Consider the following 23137-nt stretch of genomic DNA (forward strand, 5'->3'; position numbering starts at 1 on the left):
AATGTCACAATTAAAACCACAGGAAATTGTACGTTTAGGCGATATACAAATGGCAAATCATTTGCCATTTGTACTATTCGGCGGCATGAACGTACTTGAGTCAAAAGACCTTGCTTTTGAAATTGCTGAAACCTATGTGGATATCTGCAAACGCTTGGATATTCCGTATGTGTTTAAAGCAAGTTTTGATAAAGCCAATCGTTCAAGCTTGAACTCTTTCCGTGGCCCAGGCCTGGAAAAAGGAATCGAGTGGTTAGCTGACATTAAAAAACACTTTAATGTGCCGATTATTACTGATGTACATGAACCATACCAAGCTGCGCCTGTTGCTGAAGTTGCGGATATTATCCAACTTCCTGCATTTTTAAGCCGTCAAACTGACCTTGTTGAAGCGATGGCGAAAACTGATGCCATCATCAACATTAAAAAAGCACAGTTCCTCGCACCACACGAAATGCGTCATATTTTGCATAAGTGTTTGGAAGCAGGAAATGACAAACTGATTCTTTGTGAACGTGGTTCAGCATTTGGTTACAACAATTTAGTTGTAGACATGTTGGGCTTTGACATCATGAAAGAAATGAATGTCCCGGTGTTCTTTGATGTTACACATGCGCTTCAAACGCCGGGTGGTCGTGCGGATTCTGCAGGTGGTCGTCGTGCGCAAATCACGACACTGGCACGTGCAGGTATGGCGACTGGTTTAGCAGGTTTGTTCTTAGAAGCTCATCCAGATCCAGAAAATGCCAAATGTGACGGTCCATGTGCGCTACGCATGTCACAGTTGGAACCTTTCTTGGCACAGTTAAAAGAGCTCGATACCTTAGTTAAAGGTTTCGCAAAGTTAGACACACACTAATTCGATACACATTGATGCGTCACTTTTGACGCATCATTTTTATTAATCAACTGAGGAATTGTTCATGAGCCAAATCGTTGACATTCGTGCACGTGAAATTTTGGACTCTCGTGGTAACCCTACCATCGAAGCAGACGTAATCTTAGCCTCTGGCGTTGTAGGCCGTGCATGTGCACCATCTGGTGCTTCAACTGGTTCTCGTGAAGCTTTAGAACTTCGTGACGGCGACAAAGCTCGTTACTTAGGTAAAGGCGTTAAAACTGCGGTTAACAACGTTAACACAGTAATTCGTGATGCATTGTTGGGTAAATCAGTATTCGAACAAAAAGACATTGATAACACAATGATCGCGCTTGACGGTACTGAAAACAAAGAAAAATTAGGTGCGAACGCAACTTTAGCGGTTTCTTTAGCTGCTGCGCGCGCTGCTGCTGACGAAAAGAAAATTCCACTTTTCCAATACATCGCAGACCTTCGTAATAACAGCATTTTGACTATGCCTGTTCCAATGATGAACATCCTAAATGGTGGTTCACATGCAGACAATAACGTAGACATTCAAGAATTTATGATTGAGCCAGTTGGCTTCACTTCATTCTCTGAAGCTTTACGCGCTGGTGCTGAAATTTTCCATTCTTTAAAATCAGTTTTAAAGAAACAAGGTTTAAATACTGCAGTTGGTGATGAAGGCGGTTTTGCACCGAACCTTCGTTCTAACGAAGAAGCAATTACAGTAATTCTTGAAGCAATTGAAAAAACTGGCTACAAAGCTGGTTCAGACATTATGCTTGCGCTTGACTGTGCATCTTCAGAATTCTACAAAGATGGTCAATACATCCTTGCAGGTGAAGGCAATAAAGCATTCACAAGCAACCAATTTGCTGACTACCTTGCTGGTTTTGCAAAACAATACCCAATCATCTCAATTGAAGATGGTTTAGACGAGTCTGATTGGGAAGGTTGGTCTTACCTCACTTCAATCCTTGGCGACAAAATCCAATTGGTTGGTGATGACCTATTCGTTACGAATCCTAAAATTCTTCAACGTGGTATCAATGAAAAAGTGGGTAACTCGATTCTGATCAAGTACAACCAAATCGGTACGTTGACTGAAACTCTAGATGCAATCTACCTTGCAAAAGCAAATGGTTACACTACAGTAATTTCACACCGTTCTGGTGAAACTGAAGATTCAACTATTGCGGATCTTGCAGTGGGTACAGCAGCGGGTCAAATCAAAACTGGTTCACTTTGCCGTTCTGACCGTGTAGCGAAATATAACCAATTACTTCGTATTGAAGAATTGACTAATGCTGCATATCGCGGTAAAGCTGAGTTCAAAGGTTTGAACTAAGCAGATCATGCTATCTATGTTAAATGTATTTGACTCCAAAGCGAGTAAAGCATTGTTGGGCCTTGCGATCTTTTTGATCGCAGGGTTTCAATATTTATACTGGTTCGGTGAAGGTGGTTATCATCAACATCAACAACTGAGTCAGAAAATACAACAACAAGTCGAACTCAATGACGAATTAAAAGAACGAAATCGCGTGCTTGCCGCTGAAGTATACGATTTAAAAAATGGCGTTGAAGCTATTGAAGAGCATGCTCGTCTAGATTTAGGTTTAATTAAACCGCATGAAACTTTCGTACAGATGAGTACGATTAGTACTCAGTACAAACCAATTTATATTGATCCAAACGCAAAAGTAGACCTACGTACCAATGAGTCAGAACCAGCCGAACTTCCACCAGAACCTTAAATTGTGGGCTATTATTCCTGCTGCTGGTTCAGGAAGTCGATTTTCTAAAACTGAACTAAAACAATATCAAAACATTGCGGGTCTAACTGTGCTTGAACACACAGTTGCACGTCTCAACCAATTGCCTTTAACAGGCTATGTATTGGCTATAGGTGAGCAAGATAATGTTGCGCAGACCTTGGCACTCACTAATCAAGAGAAGGCTCATTTTTGTTTAGGCGGTGCAGAGCGTGTGCATTCTGTACTCAATGCATTGCAATATCTATCTTCGATTGCCAATGATGATGATTGGGTGTTTGTTCATGACGCAGCACGACCATGTGTCTCTCAGTTGAGTTTAGAAAATTTAGTTCAATCGGCAGTAGAAACTGAGCAAAGTGCGATTCTCGCCATTCCCGTACGCGATACCTTAAAGCGAGTTGAAACGGCACCACTTATATCAACAACGGTAGATCGTTCAACTTTATGGCAAGCGCAGACACCACAAATTGCCAAATTGGGTGTGCTTAAAAATGCCATTGAACAAGCGCTTGCCGCTGGTGCGACCATCACAGATGAAGCAAGTGCCTTAGAATTTGTCGGTGAGCATGTCAATGTCGTGCAGGGTCGTTCGGACAATATTAAAATTACCTATCCTGATGACTTGGAATTGGCACGTTTAATTTTAGCGTCTCAAGTTAATAGATGATTATTTCAAGGAATATTTAAGGGACAGTGATTTTTACTGTCGCTTTAATCTATAATTCCCGCATCCTTTTTAGATCTGTTTCGCAATGATCCCTTCTCAACAGTATCGTTTTTTACGTCAGTCATTACGCGATGGCCGCAGTATAAAACACGATTCTTCTCGATGGGCTAAACTTCATTTAGACCCGTGGTTACTTTGCTTCTTGGTACTCAATGCAATATTGGGGCTGATGGTTGTCTATAGTGCGACCGCGGAAGATTCGGGAATGGTACTACGTCAAGCCACAAGTTTTGGTGTAGGCTTTATTGTGATGCTGATCTGCGCGCAAATTCCACCCAAAGTTTACCAATCTATGAGTCCGTACTTATATGCCATCGGTATATTTTTACTGTTGTTGGTTCTGGTCATTGGTGAAAAAAGGATGGGGGCGAAACGCTGGATTAGCTTGCCGGGTATTGGCAGTATGCAGCCGAGTGAGTTTATGAAATTTGCCATGCCACTCATGATGGCGTGGTATTTTGCGCGAAAACCTTTTCCACCGAAATTTTTACAAATCGTCGGGGCATTAATTTTATTATTGATTCCATTTGCATTGGTCGCTTTACAGCCTGACTTGAATATCGGTTTGATTATTCCGGGTATTTTTGTTTTATTTTTAAGCGGAATGTCTTGGCGTTTAATTGCAGCTGCTTTAACAGCCTTTGCGATTGCAGCACCTGTACTCTGGATGTTCTTTTTGCAGGAATATCAGAAAAAACGTGTACTGACCTTATTTGACCCTGAGTCTGACGCACTTGGTGCAGGTTGGAATATTATTCAGTCTAAAATTGCCATTGGTTCAGGCGGTTTAATGGGTAAGGGGTATACCGAAGGGACACAGTCGCATTTGGGTTATCTGCCAGAGCATCATACTGACTTTATTATGTCGACCTATGCTGAAGAGTTTGGTTTTATTGGTGTATTTCTTTTATTTAGTTTATTTACAGCAATTATTGTTCGCTGTTTGATTATTGGACTAAATTGCTTCCATAATTTTGGACGACTTTATGCAGGAGCGATAGGATTAACTTTCTTCTTTTTTGTATTTTTAAACTCGGGTATGGTTAGTGGTATCTTGCCTGTAACAGGCGATCCATTGCCCTTGATGAGTTATGGGGGGACGGCAGTCATATCCATGCTTGCAGGTATGGGGATTGTGATGTCGATTCATACGCATCGTTAAGTGTAATAGACAACATTAAGCCGGATTTATATCCGGTTTTTTTTTTGCTTGAGATTTAAAATAGACGAGATAAAACTGCGAAAAATTGACTATTGAAATAGTCATGAAATGTTCAAATAAATTAAAAAGCTTCATCCGGTGATGTGGTGCTTTAATCTATAGTTAAAGTTAAGGCATCATAAAAGAAATAAAATTTAATCTACTAATGTTTGGACCCAATGCAAGCTTCCGCTCATAGATATTTCAACACCACAATTTGCTATATCTAAGTATTCTTTTGGAATATAAGCAAATAACTTATCGTCAATATAAGCAATCCAAAATTCTGGCGGCGGACAATCACACTCATCGAAGAATCCATTGGTTTCTTTATATGCCAAACAATCATACATAGAGCATGAAATATCAAACTCTAATATTCCTCCAGTGGATTCAAATGAGTAAGTTTGTTCTTGCACTTTATATTTAGAAAAGACAGATTGAATTACTTCAGCGTAGTTTTTGTTTGTAAGATCACTAAAATTTCTATTACACATAAGTTGACAAAAATAACTAATCATGCGAAAAAAGTTTTTTTAGTTAACAGATGTTCACACATGCCTCGAATTGTTTCTGTACCACTTAGTTTAGAACAGCGAGAACGACTCATTTTTCTGGCCAAGCATGCAAAACATTGGCGTGAAAGACAACGTGCCCAAACTATTCTCTGGCTTTCTGAAGGTAAAAGTGTTGCGGAAGTTGCCACTCTACAAGAACGTATACCAGAAACCATAAGGCTACAACGCCGACGTTGGGAATTGTATGAGTTTGAATCGATTAAAGAAGGTCATCGCTCAGGTCGGCCCAATACATTGATCTCAGACTATCAGGCGAAAATCCTAGATTGGGTCAATACAAGTCCACTCAATGCAGAACAAATCCGAGTCAAACTACATGAAGAATACGAAGTGTCCGTGTCTGTTGAAACCATTCGTAAGTTTTTACGAGATTCAGGTATGGTCTTCAAGCGTACCCGTCATAGCTTGAAAAAAAAGAGATCCGATTGCATTTGAACAAGCAACACAGCAGATTGAAAAATTACGAGAGCAAGCGGCACGTGGTGAAATTATATTAGGTTATGTTGATGAAACAGGGTTTTCATCTACACCTGATAACCGCTATGCGTGGACAAAGATAGGTGATGTTCATGCGGTTGATGCAATAAGATTAAAACGAGTTAATGTCATGGGGTGTTTGCTTTCAACGGGGAAACTGGTGACAAGTTGTTTACAAGAGTCAGTTACAAGCACTTGGTTTTATGCCTATTTAACTGGAATAGCTCAACAAGTAAAACAGACTTATAACCTTCCATTGGTTCTTATTGTTGATAATGCCTCGATTCATAGAAGTAAAAAGATGGCTGATTACAGAGAGCTACTTAAAAGTAACTTTTCGACGAATTTGTATTTTATTCCAGCTTATAGCCCTGAGTTAAATCGAATCGAGATGGTATGGAAGCAGATGAAATATTATTGGCGAGATTTTCAAGTCATGACAGCTGATAAAATAGAGCAATGGGTGGAGAGAGTATCAAACCAATTCGGAAAAGAATACATGTTTACTTTTTAATGACAGCTTACTCCAGAGTTTTTCTATTTTTAGCATTGAAAAGTTCTTGAATATATTTGCATTTCGATCAAAAAAAATTGGATTTTGGTTTAAAAGAAAACCTTTTATTTTCATAAGACTAGATCCTATATCTAATATATCTATTGATCTAGATATTAAATCCTAATGTCTAGTTTCGATAGTCTAAATACCTTTCATTTACATATTAGTGCTCATACAAACTCTGAAGTGTGCAACTAGGATCGAATTTTTTTATTTATTTGTGGAATTTGAAACAGTTTTGTTGTTTCAATCAAAAATAAAGCCCTCAATTGAGGGCTTTATTTAGATATTAATTAATGTAGGAACCACGTGTAATAGCCCCACAACATTAGTGGCCAAGCGAGGAAGGGGCTAAAAAGCCATTTCCAGAACCAATGGTGTGGTGTAAAACCCACACCATGCACAAAACCACCTGAAATACCTATCATGATGAACATCAGCGCTCGATGGCTATATCCACCATTGTCATCCAGCATGGCAGCAGGATGTACAAGTAACACGGCTGCCAAAGGAAAAGCTAACAGGCAGGAAATGACCATTGCAAATTTATTTGGCTTCTTTTCTACAAGTGATTTTTCTACAGCAGCATCAGTCATTTGTTATTCCTCATCTAGATCTTGATGATGTTCGATGTAAAGCGCACTAAGTACACCTGCAAAACATGCCATCAAAATACCGAGAATCCAAGCAAAATACCACATCGTCTTTTCTCCTTAGACACAGCCTTAGTATAGGCTGTGTGAATTCTCTTCAATATGTTTGTTAGTAACCACGCCCCACATTTTGTAGTAACACCAAGTTGTGTAGCACAGGATAAGTGGGACAAAAATACATGCTGCAACTGTCATCACAGTTAGGGTATTTTTACTTGATACCGCATCCCACATAGTCAAACTTACAGTTGGGTTGATGCTCGATGGCATAAGGAAAGGGAACAATGCAAAACCAGCAGTTAAGATTGCACCAATGACTGCCAAGCTTGAACCAAGGAAGCTGAAACCTGCTTTACCTTTACCTGCGGCAAGGATGATGATCAGCGCACCTAAAATAGCCATGATTGGCGCAATCATAGTAATTGGATAAGTACTGTAATTGTTCATCCAACCTGGGTTGGCATTGGTGATCACTTCTTTAGCCAATGGGTTTGCAACGCCATTTGTGTCAAACGGTTGCGCTAATGTGTAGCCTTGGATATTACCGAAGTATAACCATGCGCCAGCCAGTAAGAAGCAAACCAAAAATACGATACCCATAAGCTGAGTCGCTTTTGCTGAGCGTGCACGTAGGTCGCCGTCTGTACGAAGCATGAGCCATGCACCACCGTGTGCGCAAAGCATAGATAAACTCACGATACCGCAAACTAAAGCGAATGGGTTAAGCAGCGCAAAGAAGCTACCTGTATAAGTTGAGCGAACAGTTTCGTCCATAGTGAATGGAACACCAAGGAACATATTACCAAACGCAACACCAAATACGAGGGCAGGAACGGCACCACCAATTGCTAAACCCCAGTCCCAAGAATTACGCCACTTGGTATTTTCGAGTTTAGAACGGTAGTCAAAACCGACTGGACGTAAGAAGAGAGCGAAGAGTACCAGTAACAGTGCCCAGTACATGCCTGAGAATGCAGTCGCATATACCATTGGCCATGCTGCAAACAGCGCACCACCGGCAGTAATAAACCACACTTGGTTACCGTCCCAGTGTGGGGCAATCGTATTGATTGCCGCACGACGTTCTTCGTCTTTTTTACCTACGAATGGCATGATCGCCATTGAGCCCATATCGAAGCCATCGGTGAGGGCGAAGCCGATCAGTAGGACACCGACTAATACCCACCAAATGATTTTGAGTAATTCATATTCGATCATGCTTGAGCCTCCTCATTTGCCTTTTTTGCAGCTTCAAGTTTCTCGAAGTGGTATTTACCAGTATGTAGAGAACTTGGGCCAAGGCGTGAGAATTTAATCATTAAGTACATTTCAATGATCAGCAGTACAGTGTAGAACGCTGCCAATGCAAGGATAGAACCCCATACATCACCTGTACTTAAGCTAGAAGCTGAAAGATGTGTAGGTAGAACTTCACCGATAGTCCAAGGTTGACGACCAACTTCGGCAACATACCAACCTGTTTGTGCTGCAATCCAAGGTAATGGCAGGGCAAATAAAGCAAACTTTAATAACCAAGGTTTGTTTTCTGCATTACGTTTACCGACAGCAAAGGTAGCAAGTACGAACAGAAGGAGCATTAAGAAACCAGAAGCAACCATTGCACGGAATGCCCAGAACAAGCTTGGGACATGTGGAATAGTGTCTTTTGCAGCTGCTTTGATTTGTTCGTCAGAAGCATCGACAACTTTGTCTGTGTATTTTTTCAGAAGCAGACCATAACCCAAGTCTTTTTGAGACTCAGCAAATGCTGCTTTAAGTTCAGGAGAAGTATCGCCTGCACGAAGTTGTTCTAACTGCGAGTAAGCCACCATACCGTTACGAATACGCGCTTCGTGTTGTACGATCAGGTCTTTAATACCTGTCACTTCTTTGTCAGTTGAACGTGTTGCAATAATCCCCATGACATAAGGAATTTTGATCGCGTAGTCAGTAGACATGGTTTCTTTATTTGGAATACCGAACAAAGTAAATGGCGCTGGAGCTGGGTGAGTGTCCCATTCAGCTTCAATCGCAGCTAGTTTAGTTTTTTGTACGTCACCAATTTCATAACCAGATTCATCACCCAGTAAGATCACCGAAAGTGTAGACGCTAAACCAAAGATAGCAGCGATGGCGAATGAGCGACGCGCAAATGGCAAGTCACGCTTTTTCAATAAGTAGTAACTTGAAATTGCCAGTACGAAAATAGCACCAGTCACATAACCTGCAGATACGGTATGCACGAATTTAACCTGAGCCACGGGGTTGAAAATCAGCGCACCGAAGTCCACCATTTCCATACGCATGGTTTCATAGTTAAAAGCAGAACCAACAGGGTTTTGCATCCAACCATTGGCCACTAAAATCCATAGTGCAGACATGTTCGAGCCTAGAGCAACTAACCAAGTGACAGCCAAATGCTGAACTTTGGATAGGCGATCCCAGCCGAAGAAGAATAAACCAATAAATGTTGATTCAAGGAAGAATGCCATCAGACCTTCAATGGCTAATGGTGCACCGAAAATATCACCGACATAGTGCGAGTAATACGCCCAGTTAGTACCGAACTGAAACTCCATGGTCAAACCAGTAGTAACACCTAATGCGAAGTTAATACCGAAGAGTTTTCCCCAGAATTTAGTCATGTCTTTATAAATTTCTTTGCCAGAAATCACATAGGTGGTTTCCATAATGGCAAGAATAAAAGCCAGACCTAAAGTCAGCGGAACAAAAATAAAGTGATACATCGCGGTCATTGCAAATTGGAACCGCGAAAGATCGACCACGCTTTCAGAAATCATCAACGTGTCTCCTTGATTTGGGAAGGACTGCCAGCAATATGCTCGGCAACTTGATTGTCAAAGTTTTTAGGGATAGTAGGGGCGTCGAACCAGATGTTCTTAATGATCATTAAAATAATCACTTTAATTATTAGTATTGCGGTTATTTCTCTGACCACACGACGATTTAAATCTTTGAATTTTAAGCTCATGGAGATAAGCCTATTCTTTAAACTTGTACTATATTATTAACAAATATATACAAAAAGCAAATAGGTTGAACAGTTAAAATAAAAATATATTATTAAGCATAGTAAATACAAAGACTTATTGTGTTTGATAGTTAAAAAATAAACTAATTTTTTATTTTAAATACTTGACTAAAACACTTGTGTTTAAATATTTTAAATCCGACTAAAACGCTTATATTTATATTTATATTTTAAATTCTGACTAATTTACTATATTTACTAAAAGTTATATTGTTAATAATGAGAATCTTTATTGAATGAATAAGATTTTTATTTGTTATGTTTAAGTTTTGCTAAAAAAAATGGGCTATTGATGTAGTGCTGTTAAACGATCTCTATATGGTTGATGTTAAAGAGGCTGGACTAAGTTTTTTAAATACTTTTTAAATATTTGATACATGATGAACTTAGCTTATTTTAGTCCTGAAACATTTCTTTTGAGTAAAAAAAGACATACCGGAGTATGTCTTTTGGGGGAGATATTGCAGCTTAGAAATCGTAACGTAGACCAAGAGAAAGTGCAGTTGCATTTTCATCACCGATCCCTGAAATACCGTTACCGAAGCTACGACCTTCTTTCCAAGGGTTGAGTTTAGAGTTTTTGTCGTTAAGCACAGTTGCTAAGTTGCCGTATACGCGTAATGTGCTATCCAACTTATGTTCTACACCCACACCGATCAAGCTTGCATTGGCATCATCAGCATCTACGTCACGGTAGAAGTATTCACCGCGTACTGAGGTTTTAGGCGTTACTTTATATTCGCCAGCTACACCGAAAACTTGAGTATCTGGGTTGGATGTATCGTTGTCGTGTTTGGCAATTTGGTATAAGGCACCCAAGTTAAATTCTTCAGTTAATTTATATGCACCGGCAATACGGAATGCATCTCGACTTGCGCCACCTGCTGCGTTTGCTGCATTTTCATCATACTTTTCGTAAGCTGCTGCAAAATCAATTGGACCTTCTTTATAGGTTAGAGCAAGGTCATAGGCTTTGTTATCATCTTTGCCTTCGCCATCTGCTTCACGGTCAATTTGTGTACCTGAATGCATCGACATTGCAGCTAATACATTGAAACCACCACCAAATTTTGGCGATTTATATTCAATGGTGTTTTCATTACGTTCATCAAATTTTAAGTTGCCGACACGTGTTACGTTACGAACGTCACCAACCATGTCACCGAAGAAGTTCACAGGGCTACGAGCGACTTTAAATGGGCTGTCAAAACGACCTACACGTGCTTGACCATAAGTTGAACTTTTTAAACCCACGAAGGTGTCACGTGTTGAAAAATCTACGCCTTTGCTGTCTTGGCTACCGCTTGCAAAGTTTACTTCTTGCTCAATTTGAGCGAATACGTTGAGGTCATCATTAATTTTTTGATCTACTTTGAAGCCTAAGCGTGAAGCGTTAGAAGAAAGACCAATTTCGTTGTAATCTTTACCATCATCTAGATAGTCAAGAGAGACATGTGCACGGCCATAAATTTTTACATCTGCAGCAGATGCCATCATTGGTGTAAGAATTGTTGCCCCGATTGCTAATGCACATAGAGTTTTTTTCATTTGAAGCTCCAGAAGACTTTTCCAGTCATATCAATATGTTTTATCAGTAGCTTGGCTAGAAGTAATTTCGCTATCTAATGGCGCTAAGTATTCATTACAAATAAGACAGTTCTATTAAGGAAATATTTCAAAACGGTGAAAGGTGATTTCTGGTTTAAATTGCTTTTATACTTATAAAAATGAATATTTATTAAATGCTTAGAGTTGTATTGAACAGTAAATTTTGCAGCTAAAAGTTCTTGGGATAATATTCGAGACATAAAAAATGGAGCCGAAGCTCCATTGATCATCACTTTAAACTCAATTGAACTTAAAGTGCTGCTTTGATTTTTTCGCCAATGGCTTTGATTTTTTCCATGTCGCCCATTTGTGCGGCATGTTTACCTAATTCATGGACTGAAGTCGGAATTAGGTGGAAATGCACATGCGGAACAGTTTGACCCGCAGCAGCACCAGACAACTGCATCAATACGATACCTTTCACGTCTAAGGCTTTCTCCATTGCTTTCGCAACTTTTTGGACAATCTGAATGGTATAAGCAGCCGCTTCAGGATCTAAATCAAGTAGCGTAATAGCAGGGGTTTTAGGAATTACGAGCGTATGACCTTCGGCCTGTGGCATGACATCCATAAAAGCGAGTACTTGATCATCTTCATAGACTTTAAACGCGGGAAGTTCTCCACGTAAAATCCGAGCAAAAATATTTTGATCATCATAAGTCATTGCTAAATTCCTTGAGCGAATTGAATCGTAATTATTTACAGTTCAATTCTTTCTGACGATCTTTGATCGCGTCAAGTCGTTGTTGCTCTTTTTCTGAAAATTTAGGCTTAGTTGTGTAGCAATTGTCATTGCCAAACTTCGCTTTAGCGTCAGGATCTTTAAAGCAGAAACCTTTCGATGCATAAATCACGTCATGGTCATTTTTCAACTTTTGGCATTCTTGCTCAGATGCTAAAACAGTAGTAGAAGCCCCGATTAAAGTTACAGCACCTAGCAAAGTTGCGAGGGTAAATTTGTTCATGCGAGTTTCCTCTGTCATTTGTAACAATGTGTGTTATGACACTAGAGTACAATATGATGGTTATTTATCGTTATTCAATGGCGAGTTATTACTCAATTGTAATTTTACTCCATTTTTCATACATAATCATAGCACTTGAAAAATCACTGTTTTCTTCAGCTTGATCGCTTGCTGCTTGGATTAAATTTTGCGTCAAAGAGAGCACCGGTGCTGAAAGTTTTGCTTGTCGCACCAGATCAACAGCAATTCCCGTATCTTTTGCAAGTAATGGAAGTGCAAAGGTTAATGGGAAGCTACGATTCAGTACGCGCTGCGGTAAAACTGTTTCAGTCACATTACTTTTACCGCTCGACGCATTAATACAATCGAGTGCTTCATGTAAGTCCACGCCATGCGCTTTTAAGGTGGTGAATCCTTCAGCAACTGCACAAAGATTTACAGCCATTAACATGTTGTTTACAGCTTTGACGGCAAAACCCGCACCCGGTTCACCCACATGTTTAATCAGTTTGCCAAATGTTTGGATCGCAGGTAATGCACGTTCAAAGGCTACTTTGTCACCACCAATCATGACGGTTAATGTTCCCGTTTCAGCGCCAATGGTTTGTCCACTCACAGGGGCATCTAAGAATGCAATATTTTGCTGCTTTAAGGCAGCAGCGAGTTTTTTTGCAGATTCTGGTACACCGCTGGTACAGTCGACCCAAATCGAGCCTGATTTCAGCGTTACACTCGCAATTAAATTTTCAACATCTTGGCTGATGGGTAGGCAGGAAAAAATAATGTCCGCTTGTGCTGCTTGTTCTAAAGCAGCCGCTTGCGTACCAAATTCAGCAGCATGTTGCTCTGCCTTGGTAAAGTTTCGATTCCAGACATAAACCGTGTCGAACTGTTTTGGTAGGTGCGCTGCCATACGGTAACCCATTGCGCCCAATCCGATAAATGCAACTGACTGAATCATCTTTACCCTCTAAATTTTTTATTTCAATAAACTGGATCTTTGTGTAAGCCACTGGGTCAAAGTTGGCCAAAATTGATTGGCACTTTTTTGACTCGACATCAGGCCGAGGTGACCACCGGGAATGAGAGTAAACGTGACATCTTGACTACTTGTCAATTCGCCTAAAGGACTTGCTGCATCAGCAGTAACGATTTGATCGGTAGAACCCGCGCCAATCAACAAAGAGCAGTGGATATTTTTTAATTGAATAACTTTATCTTTCAATTGAATAATGCCGTTTTTAAGTGGATTTTGTAGCCAAACATTGAACACCATGTCTTGGTTAATGCCACCAGGATAGTCAATCATGTGATTGAGAAAATCGCCCATGGTTGCATGTTCATACAGATCATGCAGATTATCTAAGTTGGAAAGAAATTGTTTTTGGCTTTTGAACCAACCCATTGGATCGACGATTTTAAATCCAATTGCATTGAGTACGCCCGGTGTATGGATAAAATGTTTAGGAATTTTCCCTGTGTAGACCGTATCTTGTAAATTCTTACTACGTGAAAGCAAGCGATTGGTTTTTTGAAATAACTTTCCGATACGACCTGAGGCATAGCTATCAATCGGCGCGCCCATCACCATTAGATTTTTAACATGTTCAGGTTGATGTAATGCGGTATACAGCGTGACAAAGACTCCAGCCATACTCCAACCGTGTAGCGAAATGTATCGACAATCTGCATGCTCACAAATTTGATCAATACAATGTGGAATCACATCATCAATAAACGATAGAAAATTTAAGAAACGATCTTGATAGTTTAATTTTCCCCATTCCAGCAAATAGACATCAAAGCCACTGTGTTGAAAATGTTTAACCAATGAGCGATATGGATACAAATCATAAATCGCCATATTGATGGCCAGTGGAGCAACAAACACTAAGGGTTCTTTGTATTTACGATCAGGCGAAGCGTAATACCGAACTTTTGCATGTTTATATTCAGTAATTACTTCATAGGGTGTCGATTGAGAAAGGACCAACGATTTTGCATTAAACACACGTGTAGACAAGTGTTTAATTTTCTTTTGCTGCGCCAGAAATTTCTGTTTGAAAGGGTGCATAACTGTCAATTGCCTAAGTCCTTGTAGGATTGGTCGAAGTCTAAGCGATAATTTAGTATTTTACCTTGACCTTAAATAGCTTAGACGCTCAAAATATTGGCAATTCTTCACAAAGGCAGTTCTTCGCGACTGAGTAATACAGATGAGCCAACAAGACGACATCGAATACCAATTAGAGACTTTAGCGATTCGTACAGGTCATACTCGTACTTTTGAGGGTGAACATAGTGAGCCAATTTTCCTGACTTCATCATTTGTTTGTGAAAGTGCAGCAGATGCCGCAGCAAAATTTTCAGGTCAAATTGAAGGCAATACCTATTCACGTTATACCAATCCAACTGTACAAGCTTTCGAAAAACGTTTAGCTGTTTTGGATGGTGCTGAAGCCGCTGTTGCGACAAGTTCAGGTATGGCGGGCGTACACGCGATCACTTTGGCATATTTGAAAGCTGGCGATCATGTGGTGTGTTCACGTGCTGTCTTTGGTTCGATCATTTCTCTGTTTGAAAAATATGTCATCAAATTTGGTGTTGACGTTACTTTTGTTGATTTGGAAGATTTAGATGCTTGGAAACAAGCGATTCGTCCAACGACACGCCTCTTGTTTATTGAAACACCGTCAAACCCATTAGCTCAAGTAGGGGATTTACAAGCCATTGCTGATATTGCACATGCGCATGGGGCATTATTTGCAGTCGATAATACTTTCTGTACACCGGTGTTACAGCAACCGATTAAATTTGGTGCGGACCTCGTGATCTACTCATCAACAAAATATATTGATGGTCAAGGTCGTGCGCTCGGTGGTGCTGTTGTAGGTAGTGCAAAATTGATGGAAGAGATTACAGGTGTTATTCGTACACTGGGTAACTCGATGAGTCCATTCAATGCATGGATCTTCCTGAAAGGCCTAGAAACTTTAAGCTTACGTATGAAAGCTCACTGTGTAAGTGCTCAGACTTTAGCTGAATGGTTGGATGCACACCCGAAAGTTGAAAAAGTGTACTATGCGGGACTTCCAAATCACGAAGGTCATGAGTTGGCGAAAAAACAACAAAAAGGCTTTGGTGGAGTTGTATCGTTTGTTGTGAAAGGCGAACGTGAAGGCGCTTGGACAGTGATTGATAATACTAAGTTCCTTTCTATTACAAGTAACTTGGGTGATGTAAAGTCAACAATTACCCATCCTGCAACGACTTCTCATGGCAGAATGTCAGCAGAAGCGAAAAAAGCAGCAGGGATTAGCGAAGGTTTAATTCGCGTATCTGTTGGTTTAGAAGATATTAATGATATTATTCGCGATCTTTCACGCGGTTTAGATCTTATCTAAAGTGAATTCATCAGTTTTGTTCGGAGATTTTTATGAACATTAATATGCTCATGCAGCAAGCTCAACGCATGCAAAAAGAAGTTGAGAGCAACATTAAAAAAGCCAAGGAAGAGCTTGCACAAGTTGAAGTTCACGCTGAAGCAGGTGGTGGTCTGGTTAAAGTTACTATGACTGCACGTCATGTAGTGAAACGTATCGAAATCAATCCTGAACTACTTCAAGATGATGCAGATATGATTGAAGACTTAATTGCAGCAGCAATGAATGATGCTTCACGTCAAGCTGAAGCGATTTCAGAAGAAAAACTGAAATCTGCAAACTCTGGTATGGGTCTTCCACCAGGTCTTTCAGGTTTATTCTAAGGAATACGTTAAATGTTTAGTGATCGTTTTGATCAACTTGTACAGGCATTGCGTATTTTACCAAGCGTTGGGCCAAAGTCGGCTCAACGTATGGCACTGCACTTAATCATGAAAAACAGGGAAGGCGCTGTCGGTCTGGCACATGCCTTGACTGAAGCAACCAACTATATTCATGAATGTTCCATTTGCCATTCATTGACTGAAGATGAAGTATGCAACATTTGCGTCTCTTCAGAGCGTGATGATCAACTGCTTTGTGTGGTTGAATCTCCTGCAGATGTCATGGCAATCGAGCAAAGTGGTAGTTTTAGAGGGAAATATCATGTATTGGGTGGGCATTTGTCGCCACTCGACGGTATTGGCCCCGACGAAATTGGTATCCCATATTTAATTCAACGACTAAGTGATGGTAAAGTGCAGGAAGTGATCTTGGCGACCAATGCAACAGTTGAAGGTCAAGCGACAGCACATTATTTGGTTGAAGCGACTAAACATTTACCAATACAAATGACCCGTATTGCACAGGGTGTACCACAGGGTGGTGAGCTTGAATATGTGGATAGTCATACCTTAAGTCAGGCCGTGCATAACCGAATGCGAATGAAGTAAATATAGAGCGAAACTCGTTTCGCTTTGTATAATTTTCATCTAATTATTTATACTTAATAACGATTAAAGTTTTTGTTTACAATGAATAAAAAAGCTAAATAAAGGAAATAAGTCACTAAAATAACGTTTTTCCTTATAGATAAATAATATATATCAGTTAATATAAGCTCATAGAGCATCTAAAATTAGACTCAGCAACTTATGTATCAATTTATTCAAAATCAGCCAGATTTAAATTCCGTTTTAAATCTTATGGACCAAAGCTCGATTTACGGACTCGACACCGAGTTTATAAAAGTAGATACCCTGTGGCCCAAACTTGGACTTTTCCAAATTAATGTACAAAATCAGGTGTATTTACTTGATGGTACAACCCTCGATTTAAGCCAATTCTGGCAAAAATTATTTGCGGCTCAGCAAAACATTTTTCATGCATGTAGTGAAGATATCGACTTGATTTATCACTATGCACAGCATAAGTCTTTGGAAAATGTCTTTGATACACAAGTTGGGATGTCATTTTTAGGGCATGGCTTACAAGTCAGCTATCAAAACGCCTTAAAAACCATGCTCGATGTCGATATTGATAAAGATCAGACCCGTTCAGATTGGTTGGCTCGCCCACTCAGTGCCGAGCAAATGAACTATGCAGCGAATGATGTACATTATTTAATGAATTTAAGTCAAACGATTCAAAACGAGTTGGCTGCGAAAAGTTTATTAAATTGTGTGCTTGAGGACTGCAAAAATTTAACTTATGAAATTGGCACTGAAACGCCGATCCATATGCTGTATCACGATGTTGGTAATTATCGACATTCACGTCGACAGCTCATGCAAATTCAGCAATTGGCCGTTTGGCGTGAGCAAATGGTGAAAGCCTTAAATCAGCCACGTAGTTTTATTCTTAAAAACTCAACCATCATTGATATGGTAGAAAAAAATCCAAAAAATAATTTTCAATTGAGTGCGGTGAAAGACATTCGTCCGAACATTGTGCGTGAGCATGGTAAAATTATTTTAGATTTGTTGAAGTTTTTACCAGAACAAGCTGAATGGCCGCTGCGTATGGCACGTCCAATTCGTCATTCTTCTCAGGATATTGGTTCGCGCGTCGATACAGTCATTCAACGTGCAGTGCAAGAAACCTCTGTGCCTAAAGAAGTTTTAATGCGCAAAAAATGGTTAAATGCCTTGTATCAGCATGTGGTTTTTCATAATGATGAACAGGATTTACCGAGCTATCTATTGGGCTGGCGCTATGATTTGCTGACGAAGCCTTTAATTGAAGTGCTGCATGCCGATGAAAGCTATCTTTCTGGTCAAATGAAAGTGTTGGAATAAGTTCTGATTGATTAAAGAACTATCACTTATACAAATTCACGACTGATGCGTTAATAAACACTAATGTATCAGTCTTTTTTTTGATGTATCCTTTGCCTTGCGTTTAATGAGTATTGATTCAATTATGTACTGTTCTATCTACAAATCGAGCAAAAAAGATGAAATGTATCTTTATATTGCTCGTCCTGAAGTTAATGAAAACGAAACTGAAGCGACAGATCCGCTTGCAGTAATGCCTGATGCTTTACGTACAGCATTTGGTCGTGCCACATTTGTCATGGATCTAGAACTTAGTGAATCACGCAAACTTGCACGTGTGAATGTATTGCATGTACTAGATTCAATTGAAACAAAAGGGTTCTTTATTCAAATGCCTCCAGAAGGTTTAATTGACCCAAATGCAGTTGAGCCAGAAGGCTTGCGCGGCGCTTAAGTTAATTCAGGAGTTGTGAAAATGAATGGTGTAGTATCGGTATTGGACTCAATTCCTGAAAGCAGTATTGCAATTACGGTTTACCTAGGTGGGGCTGTAATTGCTTTGTTGTGTTGGTATGGGCTGATGAAGCGCTTACCCAAAACGATCGGTGCCATTGGTTGGCTTATCGTATTTGCTATTTTATTAACACCAACCGTTTCTGAAGGTTCAAATGCAGCCATCGCACCTGCGATTTTTGGTTTGATTTTTGGTGTATTAACAAAAGATCAGCCATTGGTTTGGTTGAATCTATCGCTGATTCTCTTTGTGGTGGGTATTGGTTTAGTCCTCGGTTATTTTTGGACCAAATACAATGCAGCGAAACCACAGCACGTTGTAAACAAGAAAATTTCACCGCTTTAAATAAAAAAAATAAGGTTATGTCATGTCTGTTGAAACTCAACAATTTACTGGTACAGATCAATATATTGCGACCGATAGCTTAAAACTTGCAGTAAAAGCTGCACGTTCATTGCAAAAGCCACTTTTGGTTAAAGGTGAGCCGGGGACGGGTAAAACACTTTTAGCCGAACAAGTGGCTGAAAGTTTAGGCCTTAAGCTCATTACTTGGCATATCAAATCTACAACCAAGGCTCAACAAGGTTTGTACGAGTACGACGCCGTATCTCGTCTGCGTGATAGTCAGTTGGGTGATGACCGTGTTTATGACATCAAAAACTATATTAAGCCGGGTAAACTTTGGGAAGCGTTTACCAGTGAAGAACGTTGTGTGCTTCTAATTGACGAGATTGATAAAGCAGATATCGAATTCCCAAATGATTTGCTACACGAACTCGATAAAATGTCCTTCTTTGTGTATGAGACGGGGGAAACGATTACGGCAACACAACGTCCAATCGTGATCATTACTTCAAATAATGAAAAAGAACTTCCAGATGCCTTTTTGCGCCGTTGTTTCTTCCATTATATTGAATTCCCAGATGAAGCAACCATGCGTGAAATCATTGATGTACATTTTGAAAATATTTCAAATACCTTGGTTTCCGAAGCACTACAAATTTTCTTTAAATTACGTCAAGTTCCGGGTTTAAAGAAGCCGCCTTCAACTTCTGAGTTGATTGATTGGTTGAGTTTGCTGATGGCGGATGATATGCCAGAAGATATTTTACGCAACACAGATAAATCAAAATCAATTCCACCGCTTTATGGTGCCTTGATTAAGAACGAACAAGATGTGCAATTACTTGAGCGTCTAGCATTTATGTCACGTCGTTAATTGATATCAATTCTATAAAAGATTTAAAAGCCGGTTATCCGGCTTTTATTTTGAGCGTTAAATCATACAAAGGTGAATTATGCAGACAAGTGCATACGTATCTCGTGTACACATAGCTGTACCTAGGAGGTTTAAGTCGGCAGCACTCTTGTTGATTGCGAGTTTTTATTTTTCTAGTTTTAGCTATGCAATGGATGATGCTCAGTTTGAACAGCAGCATCAACAGCTACTCCAAGATGCGTATTGGGCGTAAAGAAAAGCTAATTGATCAATCAGATCATCTTGCAGCTCAAACGGCCATTCAGCAAAAGGCCTGTGCTGCAACTGTACTTGAGCTGAAATACTATGATTTTGTGATCTTGAACCTAAGCGATTTTAACCGCTATAGAAACCATCAAGGTTTTTATAAAATCGTATCTATTCAAAAGTTGCAGCAAGATCGCCTCAAAGTTCAGCGCAAATATGAAACTCTTAAACTATCGCTTAACAATAGAAATGCGACTTGCGAATAAATCATGCTGTATGTGTTTCTTTGGGTAAATAGGGCGACGTATATGAACACGCAGTAAAAGCTTTTGGCTTTACTTGTAGAGATCAATTTTTCATAATGGTGGATGTAAAGGCAAGACTCAGTTGCAGATGAAATAACAAGATCACATGCATTCACACTGGATTTGACCTCCTGATATTTAATTTTTATTGGATTTTATTCGCCTATGTTTGTGCGATTGTTTTATACCCTTCGAAAATACGGTGTTCCAGTTTCAACCCGTGAATTGATTGACTTGAACCAAGCAGTGGCAGCAGGGCTGGTCTTTGCAGATCAAAATGAATTTTATCAGCTTGCAAAAACTGTCATGGTCAAAGATGAACGTTACTTTGATAAGTTCGACCGTGCAATGAAGGACTATTTTGACGGTATTGCCACCTTTGATTTGGATGAGTTATTAAATCAGGTGCATAAACTGCCAAAGGATTGGTTTGACCTTGAACTCATCGAAAAGCATCTAACACCAGAACAACGAGAAGAATTAAAAAAAGCCGGATCATTGGAAGAGCTGATGAAAATGCTCGAAGAGCGTTTGCGCGAGCAGCATAAAAAGCATCAGGGTGGTAATCGGATGATCGGTACGGGTGGTACCTCGCCATTTGGTGCCTATGGCGACCATCCTGAAGGCGTGCGTATCGGTGGGCCTGGTCGTAAACGATCTGCGGTGAAAGTTTGGGAACAACGACAATACCGAAACCTAGATGATGAGCAGATTCTCGGAAGTCGTCAGATGCAGATGGCTTTGCGTCGTTTGCGTAAATTCGCCCGTCAAGGTGCAGCAGAAGAGCTAGATATCGATGGAACTATTCGTGAAACTGCCAAACAGGGTATTTTGGATGTGCAGTTGGTTCCTGAACGACGTAACCGTATTAAAGTCTTGATGCTTTTTGATGTTGGGGGCTCGATGGATTCACATATTGCCCAATGTGAGAAGCTCTTTACCGCTGCAAAAACGGAATTTAAAACGTTAGAGTATTTCTATTTCCATAACTGTTTATATGATTATGTATGGAAAGACAATATTCGCCGTTCAAGCACGCGTATGAATACATGGGATCTATTCAACACCTATGGTCGAGATTACCGTGTCATCGTTGTCGGTGATGCGAGTATGGCACCATATGAGTTGAACTCGGCAGGTGGATCTGTGGAGTATATGAATGATGAAGCTGGTCAGGTGTGGTTACAGCGCTTACGCAATCATTTTGATAAAACAGCGTGGTTAAATCCAGAAGAAGAAAGTTATTGGCATTACACCCAGACCATTGCTGCGATTAAACAAATCTTTGAAGATCATATGTTCCCGATGACTCTAAAAGGTGTGGAAGATATGACGAAATATTTAGCGCGCTAAAGCTTTAAAAACGCTACTTTTTCTTATCAATGATGTTTATATTACTTACTCCAATTTTGCATTGTTTCTTATTTTTAAAATTGGATAGTATTTAAAAGTCTTTGTTTTGCATACAACATGAAGGAAATATGATGGATCATCAAATTAATGGTATCGCATTACCTAATGAAGAAGGTTTCTTCGGTGAATACGGTGGGCAGTTCATTCCACCAGATTTAAAACAGGCAATGGATGACATTAATGTTGCTTATGAGCAAATTCGTCATACAGAAGAATTTCAAAATGAATTGAAAGAGTTGTTTGCACATTATGTTGGACGTCCAAGCCCATTGTTTTATGCGAAGCGCTTGTCTGACAAATTAGGTGGGGCACAAATCTACCTCAAGCGTGAAGACCTTAACCATACTGGCGCGCATAAAATTAACCACTGCCTTGGCGAAGCATTATTAGCAAAATATATGGGTAAAACCAAAGTGATCGCAGAAACTGGTGCAGGTCAGCATGGTGTGGCATTAGCAACGGCTTGTGCCTTGGTGGGTATTCCATGTGAAATTCACATGGGGCAAGTGGATATTGAAAAAGAACATCCAAACGTGGTGAAAATGAAGATTTTAGGTGCCAACCTAATCTCTGTTACTCGTGGTACAGCTACGCTTAAAGATGCAGTAGATAGCGCATTTGAAGAATATTTAAAAGATCCAACCAATTTTATTTATGCGATTGGTTCAGTGGTTGGTCCACATCCATTCCCGAAAATGGTTCGTGACTTCCAGTCAATTATTGGTGATGAAATTAAAGTTCAGACCAATGAGCGTTTTGGTGCAAATCCTGACTATGTGGTTGCATGTGTGGGTGGTGGATCCAATGCCGTTGGTGCATTTACAGCATTCCTCAATGACACCGATGTTAAACTTGTGGGTGTAGAGCCTGCAGGTCATGGTTTAGATACCAATATGCACTCTGCGACGTTGACATTGGGTAAGCCAAGTCAAATTCATGGCATGGCATGTTATGTCCTTGAAGATGAACAGGGTGAGCCATTGCCAGTGCATTCAATTGCATCGGGTTTGGATTATCCAGGAGTGGGGCCACAACATAGCTTGTTAAAAGACCTAGGCCGTGTTGAATATACAACAGCGACAGACCAAGAATGTTTAGATGCCTTCATGACGCTCTCACGTGTGGAAGGTATTGTGCCTGCACTAGAAAGTTCACATGCGGTTGCTTGGGCAATTCGTGAAGCGCCAAAACTTGCTAAAGATGTGAAGATTGTGGTTAACGTTTCAGGCCGTGGCGATAAAGACTCAGACTATGTGGCTGAAAAATTAGGTTTAAATTAATT

The 23137-nt window shown here is 40.0% G+C and carries 28 protein-coding genes; 17 read left to right on the forward strand and 11 right to left on the reverse strand.

The window, feature by feature from the left end:
• Nucleotide 1: 1 nt before the first annotated feature.
• The 5 genes from kdsA to rodA all read left to right on the forward strand — a co-directional run bounded on the left by kdsA (nt 2) and on the right by rodA (nt 4532).
• Nucleotides 2–859 carry a 3-deoxy-8-phosphooctulonate synthase gene (gene kdsA, locus AC4CU0_RS06590; RefSeq protein WP_078188522.1) on the forward strand — a complete coding sequence of 286 codons (858 nt, stop codon included), beginning with the start codon at nt 2–4 and terminating at the stop codon, nt 857–859.
• 64 nt (nt 860–923) lie between these two features.
• Nucleotides 924–2213: a phosphopyruvate hydratase gene (eno, locus tag AC4CU0_RS06595; RefSeq protein WP_078188521.1), complete on the forward strand. Its 1290-nt coding sequence runs from the start codon at nt 924–926 to the stop codon at nt 2211–2213.
• A gap of 16 nt (nt 2214–2229) precedes the next feature.
• The gene (locus AC4CU0_RS06600) at nt 2230–2622 is read left to right on the forward strand and encodes a septum formation initiator family protein (protein WP_078188520.1); all 393 of its coding nucleotides are present in this window, start codon (nt 2230–2232) and stop codon (nt 2620–2622) included.
• Nucleotides 2585–3310 (forward strand): 2-C-methyl-D-erythritol 4-phosphate cytidylyltransferase, encoded by a 726-nt coding sequence (ispD, locus tag AC4CU0_RS06605; protein ID WP_180117334.1) that lies wholly within the window; start codon nt 2585–2587, stop codon nt 3308–3310. The genes AC4CU0_RS06600 and ispD overlap by 38 nt, the downstream gene beginning before the upstream one ends.
• Before the next feature lie 85 nt (nt 3311–3395).
• The gene (rodA, locus tag AC4CU0_RS06610) at nt 3396–4532 is read left to right on the forward strand and encodes a rod shape-determining protein RodA (protein ID WP_490742742.1); all 1137 of its coding nucleotides are present in this window, start codon (nt 3396–3398) and stop codon (nt 4530–4532) included.
• Between the two features lie 194 nt (nt 4533–4726).
• Here the strand turns inward: rodA and AC4CU0_RS06615 are convergent, their stop codons facing one another.
• Nucleotides 4727–5092, reverse strand: a complete 366-nt coding sequence (locus AC4CU0_RS06615; protein WP_490742743.1) for a hypothetical protein — start codon at nt 5090–5092, stop codon at nt 4727–4729.
• 36 nt (nt 5093–5128) lie between these two features.
• Here AC4CU0_RS06615 and AC4CU0_RS06620 point away from each other — a divergent pair, with 36 nt between their 5' ends.
• Nucleotides 5129–5584, forward strand: a complete 456-nt coding sequence (locus AC4CU0_RS06620; RefSeq protein ID WP_004973749.1) for a helix-turn-helix domain-containing protein — start codon at nt 5129–5131, stop codon at nt 5582–5584.
• A 16-nt stretch (nt 5585–5600) separates the two neighbouring features.
• Nucleotides 5601–6140: an IS630 family transposase gene (locus AC4CU0_RS06625; protein ID WP_141730351.1), complete on the forward strand. Its 540-nt coding sequence runs from the start codon at nt 5601–5603 to the stop codon at nt 6138–6140.
• 335 nt (nt 6141–6475) lie between these two features.
• Here the strand turns inward: AC4CU0_RS06625 and AC4CU0_RS06630 are convergent, their stop codons facing one another.
• The 10 genes from AC4CU0_RS06630 to AC4CU0_RS06675 form a co-directional block, all read right to left on the reverse strand.
• Nucleotides 6476–6778, reverse strand: coding sequence for a cyd operon YbgE family protein (locus AC4CU0_RS06630; RefSeq protein ID WP_078188516.1), 303 nt, complete (start codon nt 6776–6778; stop codon nt 6476–6478).
• A 3-nt stretch (nt 6779–6781) separates the two neighbouring features.
• Complete coding sequence (gene cydX, locus AC4CU0_RS06635) at nt 6782–6883, reverse strand: cytochrome bd-I oxidase subunit CydX (RefSeq protein ID WP_002120988.1); 102 nt, start codon at nt 6881–6883, stop codon at nt 6782–6784.
• 24 nt (nt 6884–6907) lie between these two features.
• Nucleotides 6908–8053, reverse strand: coding sequence for a cytochrome d ubiquinol oxidase subunit II (cydB, locus tag AC4CU0_RS06640; protein WP_168378622.1), 1146 nt, complete (start codon nt 8051–8053; stop codon nt 6908–6910).
• A complete protein-coding gene (locus AC4CU0_RS06645) occupies nt 8050–9636 on the reverse strand; it encodes a cytochrome ubiquinol oxidase subunit I (protein ID WP_078188514.1) in 1587 nt (528 codons plus the stop codon). The genes cydB and AC4CU0_RS06645 overlap by 4 nt, the downstream gene beginning before the upstream one ends.
• Complete coding sequence (cydP, locus tag AC4CU0_RS06650) at nt 9636–9827, reverse strand: cytochrome oxidase putative small subunit CydP (protein ID WP_078188513.1); 192 nt, start codon at nt 9825–9827, stop codon at nt 9636–9638. The genes AC4CU0_RS06645 and cydP overlap by 1 nt, the downstream gene beginning before the upstream one ends.
• Nucleotides 9828–10355: 528 nt before the next feature.
• Entirely contained in the window at nt 10356–11435 is a 1080-nt protein-coding gene (locus AC4CU0_RS06655) for a porin (RefSeq protein WP_490742744.1), read from the reverse strand.
• A gap of 310 nt (nt 11436–11745) precedes the next feature.
• Entirely contained in the window at nt 11746–12159 is a 414-nt protein-coding gene (locus tag AC4CU0_RS06660) for an HIT family protein (protein ID WP_180005095.1), read from the reverse strand.
• A 31-nt stretch (nt 12160–12190) separates the two neighbouring features.
• Complete coding sequence (locus AC4CU0_RS06665; RefSeq protein WP_180005094.1) at nt 12191–12460, reverse strand: YARHG domain-containing protein; 270 nt, start codon at nt 12458–12460, stop codon at nt 12191–12193.
• A gap of 88 nt (nt 12461–12548) precedes the next feature.
• Nucleotides 12549–13421 (reverse strand): NAD(P)-dependent oxidoreductase, encoded by an 873-nt coding sequence (locus AC4CU0_RS06670; protein WP_490742745.1) that lies wholly within the window; start codon nt 13419–13421, stop codon nt 12549–12551.
• An 18-nt stretch (nt 13422–13439) separates the two neighbouring features.
• The gene (locus tag AC4CU0_RS06675) at nt 13440–14534 is read right to left on the reverse strand and encodes an alpha/beta fold hydrolase (RefSeq protein ID WP_490742746.1); all 1095 of its coding nucleotides are present in this window, start codon (nt 14532–14534) and stop codon (nt 13440–13442) included.
• A gap of 142 nt (nt 14535–14676) precedes the next feature.
• Between AC4CU0_RS06675 and AC4CU0_RS06680 the strand changes: the two genes are divergently transcribed.
• The 10 genes from AC4CU0_RS06680 (at nt 14677) to trpB (ending at nt 23135) form a co-directional block, all read left to right on the forward strand.
• Nucleotides 14677–15864, forward strand: coding sequence for an O-succinylhomoserine sulfhydrylase (locus AC4CU0_RS06680; RefSeq protein ID WP_180077034.1), 1188 nt, complete (start codon nt 14677–14679; stop codon nt 15862–15864).
• A 32-nt stretch (nt 15865–15896) separates the two neighbouring features.
• Nucleotides 15897–16226, forward strand: coding sequence for a YbaB/EbfC family nucleoid-associated protein (locus AC4CU0_RS06685; protein ID WP_180074039.1), 330 nt, complete (start codon nt 15897–15899; stop codon nt 16224–16226).
• A 12-nt stretch (nt 16227–16238) separates the two neighbouring features.
• Nucleotides 16239–16835, forward strand: coding sequence for a recombination mediator RecR (gene recR, locus AC4CU0_RS06690; protein ID WP_078188505.1), 597 nt, complete (start codon nt 16239–16241; stop codon nt 16833–16835).
• 201 nt (nt 16836–17036) lie between these two features.
• Nucleotides 17037–18179 (forward strand): ribonuclease D, encoded by a 1143-nt coding sequence (locus AC4CU0_RS06695; RefSeq protein ID WP_490742747.1) that lies wholly within the window; start codon nt 17037–17039, stop codon nt 18177–18179.
• Nucleotides 18180–18303: 124 nt separating this feature from the next.
• On the forward strand, nt 18304–18612 hold the full coding sequence (locus AC4CU0_RS06700) for a YcgL domain-containing protein (protein ID WP_078188503.1): 309 nt from the start codon (nt 18304–18306) through the stop codon (nt 18610–18612).
• 21 nt (nt 18613–18633) lie between these two features.
• Nucleotides 18634–19017, forward strand: a complete 384-nt coding sequence (locus AC4CU0_RS06705; RefSeq protein ID WP_078193907.1) for a hypothetical protein — start codon at nt 18634–18636, stop codon at nt 19015–19017.
• 22 nt (nt 19018–19039) lie between these two features.
• Nucleotides 19040–19891, forward strand: a complete 852-nt coding sequence (locus tag AC4CU0_RS06710; RefSeq protein ID WP_078188501.1) for an AAA family ATPase — start codon at nt 19040–19042, stop codon at nt 19889–19891.
• A gap of 185 nt (nt 19892–20076) precedes the next feature.
• On the forward strand, nt 20077–20403 hold the full coding sequence (locus tag AC4CU0_RS06715; RefSeq protein ID WP_490742748.1) for a hypothetical protein: 327 nt from the start codon (nt 20077–20079) through the stop codon (nt 20401–20403).
• 204 nt (nt 20404–20607) lie between these two features.
• Nucleotides 20608–21795, forward strand: coding sequence for a vWA domain-containing protein (locus tag AC4CU0_RS06720; RefSeq protein WP_078188499.1), 1188 nt, complete (start codon nt 20608–20610; stop codon nt 21793–21795).
• Between the two features lie 131 nt (nt 21796–21926).
• Nucleotides 21927–23135 carry a tryptophan synthase subunit beta gene (trpB, locus tag AC4CU0_RS06725; protein WP_313044249.1) on the forward strand — a complete coding sequence of 403 codons (1209 nt, stop codon included), beginning with the start codon at nt 21927–21929 and terminating at the stop codon, nt 23133–23135.
• Nucleotides 23136–23137 lie beyond the last annotated feature (2 nt).

Source organism: Acinetobacter sp. LipI_15 (assembly GCF_058242865.1).